A 12,161-nucleotide genomic window follows, 5' to 3' on the forward strand; every position below is an offset into this window, starting at 1 on the left:
GCGGCTAGTTTGTGTGCAGGCCAGGCAGGCAGGACGGGCAGGCAGGCGAGTGATGGCGGAGGAGCACGGGGAGCGGGAGGTCGGAAGAGTGTCGCTGCGCGGAGGTGATCCGGCCGAGATCGGCGGCTATCCCCTGGAGGCACGGCTCGGGTCGGGCGGCATGGGCACGGTCTTCCTGGCCCGTACGAGTTCGGGGCGGGCTGTCGCGATCAAGCTGATCCACCAGCAGTTCGCGGGGGACGACGAGTTCCGCATCCGTTTCCGGCAGGAGGTGGCGGCCGCGAGGCGGGTGAGCGGCGCGTTCACCGCCGCCGTGGTCGACGCCGCTCCCGAGGCCGAACAGCCGTGGATGGCGACCACCTATATCGAGGGGCACACGCTCGCCCAGCGCATCACCGTGCAGGGCCCGCTGGACGGAGCGGAGCTGAGGCGGCTCGCCATCGGGCTCGCGGAGGCGTTGCGCGACATCCACCGAGCGGGGGTCGTCCACCGTGACCTGAAGCCCTCGAACGTCGTGCTCTCGCCCGAGGGACCACGCGTCATCGATTTCGGCATCTCGCGCGCCGTGGACCAGCAGACGCTGACGATGACCGGGCGGGTCATCGGTACGCCGCCGTTCATGTCGCCGGAGCAGTTGCAGGCGCCGCGCGGTGTGGGACCGGCGTCCGACGTCTTCTCGCTGGGGACGCTGCTGGTGTACGCGGCGACGGGCCGCGGTCCCTTCGACGCGGACAGCCCGTACCTGACGGCTTACCAGGTGGTGCACGAGGAACCCTCGCTGGGCGCCGTACCGGCGGCTCTGCGCGCGGTCGTCGAGCCGTGCCTGGACAAGGAGCCCGAGGGACGCCCCTCGGCGGACGAACTCCTCGTACTGCTGCGGGACCTGCCGACCGAACTCGGCGGGACCGGCGCCGACGGGGCCGGAGCGGGCCGCACCCGCGACATGATCACCGAGCACGACCTCGCGACGAGGGCCGCCTCCGAGCCGACCGCCCCGGCCCCGACCGCCCCGGCCGATACCGGGAAGGGGAGCTCCGGCTCTCCCGTCGGCCGCCGTCTGCGCAGCCGGTGGCGGCCCGTGCTCGCCGCGTCGGTCGCGGTGGTGGCGATCGGCGGCGGGGTCGCCGTGCTGAAGACGGGCGGCTCCGGGGGGCACAGCGGCGGCGAGGGCAACGGCAAGGGAAACAGCGTCGCGGCGCCGGGGCCCGCGCTTTTGGACGGCTTCGAGCCGTGGCGCCGGACCGTGCGGGGCGGTCGTGCGGACATTCCCGACGAGCTGCGGTGCGTCGCGCGCGGCGACGCGCTGTTCTGCGGGGGCGGCGGTGTCGTCGCGACCCGTATCAGGGCCCAGGACGGCTCGCAGGTGTGGACGGCGAAGAGCCCGGGCGTCCCCGTCCAGGGCATGCACCTGGTGGGCGCCACCGACGACACGGTGCTCGGCTACCGCTTCGCCGCCCAGGACGCCCAGCGGGACCCCCACAGCGAGGTGGTGGCCATCGACGCGAAGACCGGCCGGGAGCTGTGGTCCGTACCGTCCGGCGCCCAGTCGACCGCTGTCACCGGCCGGACCCAGGACGCCGTCGTGGCCGGCACCGCGGTGGTGACGGTCGACGCCTCCAACTCCCGCTTCGAGGCCCGGGACGCGCACAGCGGTGAGGTCACCTGGACGTCGTCGTTCCCGGCGGGCACCCGGTGTGCGCCCGTCCCGGTGGGCCGGGAGCTCCTCGCGATGTGCGCGACGGAGGCGGAGTTGGACGCCACGGAGGTGCGCCACCCCACCCTGCACACCGTGGACCTCGCGTCCGGGGCACTGGGCAGGCCCATCGCGGTCAACGGCCCCGCCGTGCCGACGGGTGTGGCAGGCGGCAGGCTCGTACTCCTCTCCAGACACATGGAGGGGGCGGCACGGGCCGGGTACGACGGGGTGGTCCGGGTCGACCCGGTCTCGCGGAAGGTCACGTACTCACGGCTCGGCAAGACGTACGAGGGGACGCCCGGCATGGCGGACGGCACCGTCTACGTGAGCGGGCAGGCCGGACTCGTCACGGCGCTCGACCCCGCTACCGGCCGGGAGAAGTGGTCGCGGCAGACGGGCGTTGAGGGAGCGTCGGGTCCGGCGGCGGATGACGGCGCGCTGTACTTCAGCTCGGCCACCGGCCGGGTGGTCGCGCTGTCGCCGGGCGACGGCGCATCGCTGTGGACAACAGATCCGCAGGCCGATGGGCTGACGGGCGAACAGGGGGCGAGCCCGCGTGTGACCGTCGCAGGGCGTGTGCTGTTCGTGGCCGCGGACGCGAACACGCTCTTCGCCTTCGACACCCGGAGGCCCCCGAAGTCGGGCTGACCCCGGCGCGGCGCACGGAGCACCAGCCGCATGCTCAGCGCGCGGGCGTCGCGCGGCCGAGGGCGAAACCGGGCGGTGCCGGGCCGCACCTCGACCAGGTCGGCAGCCGGTTCGCCCGGGGCGGAGGTCCCCGAAACCGCCGCCGCCCGGTAGCCCCGTCTCGTAAGGCCCCCCCGGGGCTCCCTCTGGTGCCGCTTCCGCGCTGCGCCCGTTCCCGGCGCTGGTTAGCGTGAGCCGTAGGACCCGCCTCGATGAGCAAGGAGCACAGCGATGCCCGCATCACCGAAACCGGCCAGAGGCGACCTGGGCCGGCGCATCGTGGCACGGCGCCTGCAGCTCGGGCTGTCCCGGCAGGACGTGGCGCTGCGGGCGGGCGCCGCACCCGGCTATATCGAGTACGTGGAGGAGCAGTCCGCGACGCCGGGCATCGGCTTCCTGCTCCGGCTGGCCGACGCGCTCGAAACCACGGTCCAGGAGCTGTCGGGAGGGACGGGCGAGCTGCCGCCGGGCCTCGGTCGGGGAGCGCGCCGGGCCCGGCTGGTCGAACTCGACGTCGCCATGTGCTGGGTGCTGCTGGGTGACCACGGCGTCGGACGGGTGGCGCTGACCCACGAGGGCGGGCCGGTCGTGCTGCCCGTGAACTACCAGGTGCTCGACGGTGAGGTCGCGTTCAGCACGGGTGAGGACTCCCCGCTGGCCACGGCCGTCGGCACGGAGATCGCCCTTGAGACCGACCACATCGACGATGCCTTCAGCAAGGGGTGGAGCGTGCTGCTCGTCGGCCCCGTCCGTGCCGTGGCGGACGAAGAGGACGCGCGGGAGCTCAGGGAGGCGGCGTACGCGACACCGTGGGCCGGGGAGGGGCGCGAACACGTCATGATTCTCACGCCTCGGCGGGTCACCGGACGCAAGATCATCGTGCCCGACGCCCCGGGCGACACCGACTGATCCCGCTGTGCGGCCCGGCTGAGGGGGCGGCCGAGTTCCCGGCGCGCGCTCAGCCGAGAGGGGAGGGGCACGGCGACCGGTGCGGTGCTGTGGTGGATCACGGCGTGGGCCACGTGGCCTGGCCGGGGGTCCAGCGGGCGGTCTCCGCGCCGTCCGACGACGGCGTCGGCCTCGTGCCCGGCGGCCGACGCCGCGGGCCGCGGAACCTGGCCGAGCGGGCTGAACGGGCCGGGCGCCCCGGCGGCACGCTGTCTGTCCGTGCCGAGCGCCCGGGCGGCACACCGTGCGTCCGCGCCGAGCCGGTTCGGCGCCGTGGCGCCGCGCTGAGTGACGGGTGCCGCTGCTTCCTGGACGCGGCTGACCGGCTCCTCGCGGTCCCCGTACACGTCCCCTTCGATCGAACGACGCGTGTGGTTGACCGGCTACCGCCGGCCCCTGTACGCGGGTGACGCGTCACCGTCCCTGCTGCCGGTTCTCCCGTACTTCCGCCGTGATGACCGGCCGCCCGCATCCGCCGTTCCCCCCCGGAGCTTCCCGCGTAGCTGGGAAACGTGGTTCTTGACGGTCTTCTCGGACACATGCAGTCGACTGGCGATCTGCCGGTCGGTGAGGCCCTCGCCGATGAGGTCGAGCACGGACCGTTCGCGCTCGGACAGGACAGAGGGCCTCTCGTCCTCCCGGCGTACGGCCTCGTGGTCAGCGAGGAGGAAGACCCGGATCGGCGGTGCCGGAGGCGGGTGGTGTGCCGGGCGCCCGCGGGCCGAGGTCGCGCAGGACGGCGAGGACCTCCTCGTCGCCGACCTGGTCGAAGTCGTCGTACCACTCGCCCACCGCGCGGAAGCCCGGAGGCTGGTGGAGGCAGACGAAGTCATCGGCTTCCGGGCGTACGAGGTCGGCGCTGCCGGGGGCGGCGACGGGTACGGCGAGAATCAGCCGGGCCGGACCCCGGCGGCGCAGACCACGCAGGGCGACACGCGCGGTGACGCCGGTCGCGAGCCCGTCGTCGACCAGGATCACCGTCCGGCCCTCGACCCGGGGCGGGGGCCGACCGCCCCGGTAACGCTTCTCGCGCCGGTGCAGTTCCGCGCGTTCCCGGGCCACAACAGGGCCCAGCTGGTCCTCGCGCAGGCCGAGCAGATCGAGGGAGGGCCCGTCGAACAGCGGCGGGTCGTCGTCGATGATCGCGCCGATGCCGGTCTCCGGGCGGCCGGGCAGCCCGATCTTGCGGACGATCAGGACATCGAGCGTGGCGCCGAGCGCTCGCGCGACGGGCGCTGCCACGGGGACGCCGCCCCGGGGCAGCGCGATGACCACGGGATCGGCCACCTGGCCGTCGGCCGACCGTTCCAGGAGCCGGTCGGCGAGTTCCCGGCCTGCGTGGTGGCGGTCGCGAAACCGCATGTCCGGCTCACCCCTTTCCTTCCGTATCCGCCATGATCCGCTCGGATTCGCCATGATCCACTCGGGGGCGCGGTACCCGCAGGCGTACGCACGCCGGACTGTCTCGATGTTCGTGTGAAAAGTTCGTAATGCGGGGTATCTCCAATGATGTCGGAAAATCCTTCCCGACCGGAAAGGAGACGGGCCGTGACGGACTCTCGGTCACCGCTGCCAGCAGCGCACGCTTTCTCCGAGGGCCCGCGACCGCTGGACCGGAGCCGAGGTGAGGGCCACGCGGACCCCGACCGAACGGCAGCCGGGGAGCCCTTCCGGACGAGGAGAGATGAACCGCTCAACCGTGGAACGACTGATGACCGCACAGGAGGACACGATGCGTGACGTAGGCAGGCTCTTGCGCGCCAAGGTCCTCAAGGTCCGGGGACTGGTCAAGGAGTCCGACGGCAAGGCACTCGACGACCCGGCCCGCAAGGACGACGGCCGCCGTCAGCAGGCTGAAGCGCGTCGGCAGGAGCAGGAGGGCCGCAACGAGCAGCAGGGCCGCCAGGAGCAGCAGCACGGGCGGCCCGACGCATCCTCTGGCCGTTGAGCGAGCCAGGGGTGCGGCTGCCCGGGGACGAAGGCGGCCCCAGCACGCGGCAGGCACTGCCGCCGGACACACTCGGTGCAGCCCCACGGCCGCGCAGACTGGTGTGTCTGCCCGGGGTGTACCGCCCGCAGGCCGACACACTTCTGCTGGCCACCGCCATGCGACGCGAGGGAATCCGCGCGGGGATGGACGTGCTGGACCTGTGCACCGGAAGCGGCGCGCTGGCCCTGCACGCCGCCCGGCTGGGCGCCCGCGTCACGGCCGTCGACATCAGCCGCCGTGCCGTGGTGTCGGCGCGGCTGAACACCGCGCTGGCCGGGCTGCCCGTGAGGGTGCGCCGGGGCGACCTGCTCCGTGCGCTGCCGGGGCGTACGTTCGACGCTGTCGTCAGCAACCCCCCGTACGTGCCCGCCCCCGGTCTCCCGGTGCCCCGGCACCGGGCGGGCCGCTCCTGGGACGCGGGCCTCGACGGCCGGTTGATCCTCGACCGCATCTGCGCCGACGCTTGCGTCGCGCTGCGCCCCGGTGGCCTGCTTCTGCTGGTCCAGTCGGGGCTGAGCCGCCCCGAGGAGACCGTGGACCGGTTGTCCGGTGCCGGACTCCACGTCTCGGTGACCGACCGGGTGATGATCCCGTTCGGTCCTGTCACCCGGGGCCGCTCGGCCTGGCTGCGGGCCCGCGGACTGCTGCCGGCCCGCCTGGACAGGGAGGAGCTGGTGGTGATCCGTGCCCGGAAGGAATGAGAGGCCCCGGCGGGTGGTGGTGGGCCGGAACGGCCCGATCCTGGTCGAGGGGCCGGTCGTCGTCGTGAACGACGACGGTACGACGACCAGGTCCGACCGTTTCGTCGCCGCGATCTGCACTTGCCGTCGCAGCCGCACCTACCCCTGGTGCGACACCAGCCACCGCCGTCGCGTGCCCGCCGGGCCGCCCAGACCCCACCCGGACGACGGTAGCCCCAGGCCGGACGGCCGCGACACCGGGGAGGGCGACCGGGACCCCCGGGAGGGCGACCGCGACCCCCAGGAAAGCGACCGAGATCCCCAGGAGGGCGAGGAGGAAACCCGGCCATGACGACCCCCGCCACCACCCCCGCCCAACGGAATCCCGCCGCGCCCCCGCCGCTCCCGCAGGCGCGCGGGCCCCTGAGCGGGAGCGTCCTCGCCGTGCTGGCAGGCCGCGGAACCCGGCTGCCCGACGCGGGGACGGTCCGCCGCGCCCACCCGTACGGCGACGACCTGCACCTGCTCCTGTACGTCCTGTACGAGCTCCACTACCGGGGGTTCGCCGGTACGGACGAGCGCCTGGAGTGGGACCCCGCCCTCCTCGCCGCACGCGCCGCCGCCGAGGACGTCTTCACGGACGCCCTGCGCCGGGACAGCGGGACGGGCGGGCAGGACGTGGCGGAAGCGGTCGACGCGCTGCTGGTGGAACCCGTGGGCGACGACGGGCACAGCGTCAGCCACCACCTCCAGCGGGAAGGGCAGCTGTGGCACCTGCGCGAGTACGCTGCCGTGCGCTCCCTGTACCACCTCAAGGAGGCCGATCCGCATCTGTGGGTGGTCCCCCGGCTCCGCGGGCGGGCGAAGGCGGCGATGGTGGCGGTGGAGTTCGACGAGTTCGGGGCGGGGCGGGCCGAGGACATTCACGCACAGCTCTACGCCGACCTCATGGCCGACCTCGGCCTCGATCCGCAGTACGGGTGCTACCTCGATGCCGCGCCCGCCCAGGCCCTGGCGACGGTGAACGTGATGTCCCTGTTCGGGCTCCACCGGAGGCTGCGGGGCGCGCTGGTCGGGCACTTCGCCGCCGTGGAGATCACCTCGTCCCCCGGCTCCCGGAGATTGGCGGCGGCGCTGCGCCGGGCGGGCGCGGGCCCCGCCGCGCAGCGGTTCTACGACGAGCATGTGGAAGCCGACGCGGTCCACGAGCAGGTGGTGCGACGCGACGTGATCGGCGGGCTGCTGGCGGACGAACCCGAACTCGCGGCTGACATCGTCCTGGGCATCGCGGCCACCGGGTATCTGGAGGGCCGCCTCGCCGACCACCTGCTGTCGGCGTGGCGCGAGGGGCGTACGGCACTGCGGACACCGCTGACGGGCTGAGGGGCAAAGGGCACGGGGCGGCCGGTCGGCGCCCTCAGGTCCTCAGCGGCGCAGCCGGGCCTCCACGCCCCCTGTCGGCCGGTCGTATGGTCGCGCCGCATCCCGGGTTTCACCGCCGCTCCCGCACGGGAAAGGCCAGGGGGTGCTTCGGAGGTGAGCCACGCCCCGGCGAGGGACGCGTCGCGGGTCATCACGGACACTCGGCGCGCCCCGCCGCGCCACCCTCCCGGCGACAGAGACCCCGTGCGGCGAGGAGCTGAACGCCCCCATGGCCCTGGAAAGCCGTTATGCCGACGACCCCGACACGGCGGCACTCTTCCGCCGACTCGTCGAGCTGCCCGAGGGGCCCGGGCGGGAGCGACTGCGTGGGGAGATCATCTGCGCCTGGCTCCCCATGGCCCACCGTCTGGCCGCCCGCTACCGCGGCCGCGGTGAGACGCTGGAGGACCTGCGGCAGGTCGCGGCCGTCGGTCTCGTCAACGCCGTCGACCGCTACGACCCCGAGCGCACCCGGGCCTTCGCTTCCTTCGCCGTACCCACCATCACCGGCGAGATCAAACGTCACTTCCGGGATCGCATGTGGTCCGTGCACGTCCCCCGCCGCGTCCAGGACCTCCGTAACGTCGTACGCCGCGCCACCGCCGAACTGGCCGCCGCGGGCACCCAGCCGTCACTCGCCCGGATCGCCGAGCACACCGGACTGACCCAGGTGGAGGTGCGGCAGGGGAGCGAGGCGCTCCACGGCTTCAGCGCCCTGTCCATCGACGCCGAGGCCTCCGTCGGCGGCAGCGGCGTGCTGCTCTGCGACAGTCTGGGCACCGTTGAAGGGGCCTACGACCTGGTGCTCGACCGCGAGGCGGCCAGGCCGGGGCTCCGGAACCTGGCGGAGCGCGAGAAACGGGTGCTCTATCTGCGCTTCTTCGCCGGGATGACGCAGAGCGCCATCGCCGCCGAACTCGGTGTCTCCCAGATGCATGTGTCCCGTCTGATCAGCGAGTCCTGCCGCCGGATCCGTGAGGACGCGGCCCGCGAGCCCGCCCGGCGGAAAACGACCCGCGGCACCGCACGACCGCGCCCCGTCTGACGAGCGGCCGCCGCGAAAGGGCTGTCGTCGAGACATGTCATCGCCACGTGCGTCCGCGGGCATGTCCCACTCCTTCCTGTCTCGCGTGCGGCCGGGGTCGGCCCACGGGGGTCTCAGCGTCCGAGAGCCTTCCGAAGCTCCGCCTTGTTCATGGAGGAACGCCCGTCGATGTTCTTCTTCTTGGCCTCTTCGTAGAGCTGGTCCTTCGTGGGGCCCTGCGCGCCCCGGTGGGAGCGTTCGCCGCCCCGCTGATAGGCGGACTTCTTGTCCCGCGTCGAGGTCTTGCTCGCCGTCGTCGACTCGCCGGACCGGGCCCGCTCCTTGTTCACGGTCCTGGCGGCGATCTCCTTCGCCCGCCGCTCGGAGGCGCCCCGCTCCTCCTGGCTCTCCTTGATGTGCTCGTACTGCCGCTCGCGCTTCTTGTTCGATCCAGCCGGCATGTCGTGCTCCTTGGCTCTGTTCCGAGGGAGATGGGGGTGGGGAAAGGAAGGTGTGCGGCGCCGAGGGCTGTTCTCCCAACCGGTCGGCGCCCGAGTTTCCTGCGTACGCCGGATACCTGCCACCCGGAGTACCCAGGGAGCAGCCGCTAAACATGCCGGATCGCCTCAGGCCGTCGGGGTGCATCGCGCACACGGTGGCGCCGTGTGCATCGCGTACACACGATGTAGCCGTGTGTACCGGGTACACGTGATGCCACCTGTGCACCGGGTGCACATGGTTGCCCTCTGAACACGTCGGAGTCGAGAAGGGCCCCGGAGGTCCAGCCGGGAGGCGCCTGCTTCTGCCGTGGGAGCTCGGGGCCGGGCGGGAGGGGGAGCTGGGTGAGCCGTGTCTCACCCGGGCTCCACGACTTGTCTATGAAACGAGTTGCATAGAAGGATTCACGGTATGGCCCTCGACCACGCGATCCTCGTCTCCCTGCTGGAGAAGCCGGGCTCCGGCTATGAGCTGGCCCGGCGCTTCGAGCGGTCCATCGGGTACTTCTGGACCGCCACCCACCAGCAGATCTACCGGGTCCTGGGGCGCATGGAATCCGATGGTCTGCTCCTCGTCCGCGAGGTGCCGCAACAGGGCAGGCCGGACAAGAAGGAGTACTCGGTCACCGGTCCCGGCCGCACCGTGCTCGCCGAGTGGCTGCACAAGCCGATCGAACCGGAGAGCCTCCGGCACGATCTCGCCGTGAAGATCCGGGGCGCCGCCTTCGACGATCCGGCCGCCCTGATCGACGAGGTCGGGCGGCACCGTCAGGTGCACCGGGACCGGCTCGCGCACTACCTCGCGGGGGAGTCGCGTGACTTCACCGGGCCCGAGGCGCCCGCACCGCGGGACGCCGGTCAGGAACTCCAGCACGTCGTACTGCGAGGCGGCATCGCGTACGAGCGCATGACGATCGCCTGGCTCGACGACGTACTCGACACCCTGCACCGCCTCGGAGCCACTGGCCCGGGCGCCTGAACGGCGCGCCGCCCGCCACCTCCGTACCACCGAAGAAGACCCTCACCCTCCCGGAAGGCACCCTCCATGGCTGAGTCCGCGTCCTTGCTGTTCAACCCGCGCACCTACGACCCGCAGCACTTCGACCCGGAGACCCGCAGGCTGCTGCGCGCCACCGTCGACTGGTTCGAGGAGCGGGGCAAGCGCCGGCTGATCGAGGACTACCGCTCCCGCGCCTGGCTGGGCGACTTCCTGGCCTTCTCGGCCAAGGAGGGGCTGTTCGCCACCTTCCTCACCCCGCTCTCCGCGGCGGGCGACAAGGAGCGGCGCTGGGACACCGCCCGGATCGCCGCCCTCAACGAGATCTTCGGCTTCTACGGGCTCGACTACTGGTACGCCTGGCAGGTCACCATCCTCGGCCTCGGGCCGGTGTGGCAGAGCGACAACGAGGAGGCGCGTGCCCGGGCGGCCGAACTCCTGTCCCAGGGCGAGGTGTTCGCGTTCGGCCTGTCCGAGAAGACGCACGGCGCCGACATCTACTCCACCGACATGCTGCTGACGCCGGACAGCGACGGCGCCGGCGGCTTCCTGGCCTCCGGCTCCAAGTACTACATCGGCAACGGCAACGCCGCAGGGCTCGTCTCCGTCTTCGGCCGACGCACCGATGTCGAGGGCCCCGACGGCTACGTCTTCTTCGCGGCCGACAGCCGCCACGAGGCGTACCACCTGGTGAAGAACGTCGTCGACTCCTCCAAGTTCGTCAGCGAATTCCGCCTGGACGGCTATCCGGTGGCCCCCGCCGACATCCTGCACACCGGTCGCGCCGCCTTCGACGCCGCGCTCAACACCGTCAACGTCGGTAAGTTCAACCTCTGCACCGCCTCGATCGGCATCTGCGAGCACGCGATGTACGAGGCCGTCACCCACGCCAACAACCGCATCCTCTACGGCCGCCCCGTCACCGCCTTCCCGCACGTGCGCCGAGAGCTGACCGACGCGTACGTCCGGCTCGTCGGGATGAAGCTGTTCAGCGACCGCGCCGTCGACTACTTCCGCTCCGCCGGCCCCGACGACCGCCGCTACCTCCTCTTCAACCCGATGACGAAGATGAAGGTGACCACGGAGGGCGAGAAGGTCATCGACCTGATGTGGGACGTCATCGCCGCCAAGGGCTTCGAGAAGGACAACTACTTCGCCCAGGCCGCCGTCGAGATCCGGAGTCTGCCCAAGCTGGAGGGGACGGTCCACGTCAACCTCGCGCTGATCCTGAAGTTCATGCGGAACCACCTGCTGAACCCGGTCGACTACCCGGCCGTCCCCACCCGCCTCGACGCGGCCGACGACGACTTCCTGTTCCGGCAGGGGCCGGCGCGCGGCCTCGGCTCCGTGCGCTTCCACGACTGGCGCACCGCCTTCGACGCCTACGCCGAGGTGCCCAACGTCGCCCGCTTCCGTGAGCAGGCGGACGCCCTGTGCACGTTCGTCGAGACAGCCGCCCCCGACGAGGAGCAGAGCCGTGACCTGGACCTCCTCCTCGCCGTCGGGCAGCTGTTCGCCCTCGTCGTCCACGGCCAGCTGATCCTGGAGCAGGCCCGGCTGACCGGCCTCGACCAGGACCTGCTGGACGAGCTGTTCGCCGTCCTCGTACGTGACTTCTCCGCGCACGCCGTCGAGCTGCACGGCAAGGACTCCGCCACCGAGGACCAGCAGAACTGGGCGCTGGGCGCGGTGCGCCGCCCCGTCGTCGACGCCGCCCGCTCGGCGCGGATCTGGGAGCGTGTGGAATCGCTGTCCGGGGCCTACGAGATGGCGCGGTAACCCCCTTACGTGCCGCCCCTCCTGACGGCTTGCCAGCAGCCGTCAGGAGGAGTGCTCGGCCGGTTCGGGCTCCGGTGCGTCCACCTGGTCCGGGTCGCCGGTCGGGTCGGTGGGGGTCTTCACGGACTCCAGGAGGAGCTGGGAGACGTCCACGACCTGGATGGACTCCTTGGCCTGGCCGCCCGCGGCGGAGCCGCTCGCCGACTCAGCCTTCTTGCCGTTGACGGAGTCGGTGAGCATGACGAGGCAGAAGGGGCAGGCGGTGGAGACGATGTCCGGGTTGAGGGCGAGGGCTTCGTCGACGCGTTCGGTGTTGATGCGTTTGCCGATGCGTTCTTCCATCCACATCCGGGCGCCGCCGGCGCCGCAGCAGAAGCCGCGTTCCTTGTGGCGGTGCATTTCCTCGTTGCGGAGGCCGGGGACCTTCGCGATGATCTCGCG

The 12,161-nt window shown here is 72.2% G+C and carries 12 protein-coding genes and 1 pseudogene; 9 read left to right on the plus strand and 4 right to left on the minus strand.

All coding sequences use genetic code 11. The annotated features are described in order from the left end of the window. The first annotated feature begins 88 nt into the window (after nt 1–88). Together CIB93_RS32590 and CIB93_RS32595 are read left to right on the plus strand one after the other, a co-directional pair. Nucleotides 89–2,344: a serine/threonine-protein kinase gene (locus CIB93_RS32590; RefSeq protein ID WP_096632188.1), complete on the plus strand. Its 2,256-nt coding sequence runs from the start codon at nt 89–91 to the stop codon at nt 2,342–2,344. A gap of 270 nt (nt 2,345–2,614) precedes the next feature. Beyond that, nucleotides 2,615–3,292, plus strand: a complete 678-nt coding sequence (locus CIB93_RS32595) for a pyridoxamine 5'-phosphate oxidase family protein (RefSeq protein WP_096632173.1) — start codon at nt 2,615–2,617, stop codon at nt 3,290–3,292. Nucleotides 3,293–3,745: 453 nt separating this feature from the next. Here CIB93_RS32595 and CIB93_RS39500 read toward each other — a convergent pair. Together CIB93_RS39500 and CIB93_RS32610 are read right to left on the minus strand one after the other, a co-directional pair. Continuing rightward, nucleotides 3,746–3,975, minus strand: a pseudogene (locus CIB93_RS39500) (response regulator transcription factor); the annotation flags it as partial. A gap of 13 nt (nt 3,976–3,988) precedes the next feature. Continuing rightward, nucleotides 3,989–4,693: a phosphoribosyltransferase gene (locus CIB93_RS32610; RefSeq protein ID WP_096632174.1), complete on the minus strand. Its 705-nt coding sequence runs from the start codon at nt 4,691–4,693 to the stop codon at nt 3,989–3,991. Between the two features lie 322 nt (nt 4,694–5,015). Here CIB93_RS32610 and CIB93_RS32615 point away from each other — a divergent pair, with 322 nt between their 5' ends. The 5 genes from CIB93_RS32615 to CIB93_RS32635 all read left to right on the plus strand — a co-directional run bounded on the left by CIB93_RS32615 (nt 5,016) and on the right by CIB93_RS32635 (nt 8,468). Further along, entirely contained in the window at nt 5,016–5,279 is a 264-nt protein-coding gene (locus tag CIB93_RS32615) for a hypothetical protein (protein ID WP_096632176.1), read from the plus strand. 56 nt (nt 5,280–5,335) lie between these two features. Next, the gene (locus CIB93_RS32620) at nt 5,336–6,022 is read left to right on the plus strand and encodes a HemK2/MTQ2 family protein methyltransferase (protein WP_257002465.1); all 687 of its coding nucleotides are present in this window, start codon (nt 5,336–5,338) and stop codon (nt 6,020–6,022) included. Continuing rightward, nucleotides 6,006–6,353, plus strand: a complete 348-nt coding sequence (locus tag CIB93_RS32625; protein WP_373558826.1) for a CDGSH iron-sulfur domain-containing protein — start codon at nt 6,006–6,008, stop codon at nt 6,351–6,353. Before CIB93_RS32620 ends, CIB93_RS32625 begins: the two co-directional genes overlap by 17 nt. Further along, nucleotides 6,350–7,384 carry an iron-containing redox enzyme family protein gene (locus CIB93_RS32630; protein WP_096632181.1) on the plus strand — a complete coding sequence of 345 codons (1,035 nt, stop codon included), beginning with the start codon at nt 6,350–6,352 and terminating at the stop codon, nt 7,382–7,384. The genes CIB93_RS32625 and CIB93_RS32630 overlap by 4 nt, the downstream gene beginning before the upstream one ends. Nucleotides 7,385–7,652: 268 nt before the next feature. Further along, nucleotides 7,653–8,468 (plus strand): SigB/SigF/SigG family RNA polymerase sigma factor, encoded by an 816-nt coding sequence (locus CIB93_RS32635; protein WP_096632182.1) that lies wholly within the window; start codon nt 7,653–7,655, stop codon nt 8,466–8,468. Nucleotides 8,469–8,581: 113 nt separating this feature from the next. Here the strand turns inward: CIB93_RS32635 and CIB93_RS32640 are convergent, their stop codons facing one another. Further along, on the minus strand, nt 8,582–8,908 hold the full coding sequence (locus CIB93_RS32640; protein WP_096632184.1) for a plasmid stabilization protein: 327 nt from the start codon (nt 8,906–8,908) through the stop codon (nt 8,582–8,584). Between the two features lie 448 nt (nt 8,909–9,356). Between CIB93_RS32640 and CIB93_RS32645 the strand changes: the two genes are divergently transcribed. After that, the gene (locus CIB93_RS32645) at nt 9,357–9,923 is read left to right on the plus strand and encodes a PadR family transcriptional regulator (RefSeq protein WP_096632185.1); all 567 of its coding nucleotides are present in this window, start codon (nt 9,357–9,359) and stop codon (nt 9,921–9,923) included. Between the two features lie 66 nt (nt 9,924–9,989). Beyond that, nucleotides 9,990–11,720, plus strand: a complete 1,731-nt coding sequence (locus CIB93_RS32650) for an acyl-CoA dehydrogenase family protein (RefSeq protein ID WP_096632187.1) — start codon at nt 9,990–9,992, stop codon at nt 11,718–11,720. Nucleotides 11,721–11,762: 42 nt separating this feature from the next. On the opposite strand, the gene CIB93_RS32655 is transcribed toward CIB93_RS32650, so the two are convergent. Beyond that, nucleotides 11,763–12,161 (minus strand): heterodisulfide reductase-related iron-sulfur binding cluster (locus CIB93_RS32655; RefSeq protein WP_257002464.1); only part of this gene is annotated, 399 nt, incomplete at its 5' end.

Source organism: Streptomyces sp. WZ.A104 (assembly GCF_002382885.1).
In the GTDB taxonomy this organism is placed as follows: domain Bacteria; phylum Actinomycetota; class Actinomycetes; order Streptomycetales; family Streptomycetaceae; genus Streptomyces.

Coding starts and splice junctions, on each gene's coding strand:
- CIB93_RS32635 (WP_096632182.1), top strand. CDS start 7,653: ATGGCCCTGGAAAGCCGTTATGCCGACGACCCCGACACGGCGGCACTC.
- CIB93_RS32610 (WP_096632174.1), bottom strand. CDS start 4,693: ATGCGGTTTCGCGACCGCCACCACGCAGGCCGGGAACTCGCCGACCGG.
- CIB93_RS32595 (WP_096632173.1), top strand. CDS start 2,615: ATGCCCGCATCACCGAAACCGGCCAGAGGCGACCTGGGCCGGCGCATC.
- CIB93_RS32630 (WP_096632181.1), top strand. CDS start 6,350: ATGACGACCCCCGCCACCACCCCCGCCCAACGGAATCCCGCCGCGCCC.
- CIB93_RS32615 (WP_096632176.1), top strand. CDS start 5,016: ATGAACCGCTCAACCGTGGAACGACTGATGACCGCACAGGAGGACACG.
- CIB93_RS32640 (WP_096632184.1), bottom strand. CDS start 8,908: ATGCCGGCTGGATCGAACAAGAAGCGCGAGCGGCAGTACGAGCACATC.
- CIB93_RS32645 (WP_096632185.1), top strand. CDS start 9,357: ATGGCCCTCGACCACGCGATCCTCGTCTCCCTGCTGGAGAAGCCGGGC.
- CIB93_RS32650 (WP_096632187.1), top strand. CDS start 9,990: ATGGCTGAGTCCGCGTCCTTGCTGTTCAACCCGCGCACCTACGACCCG.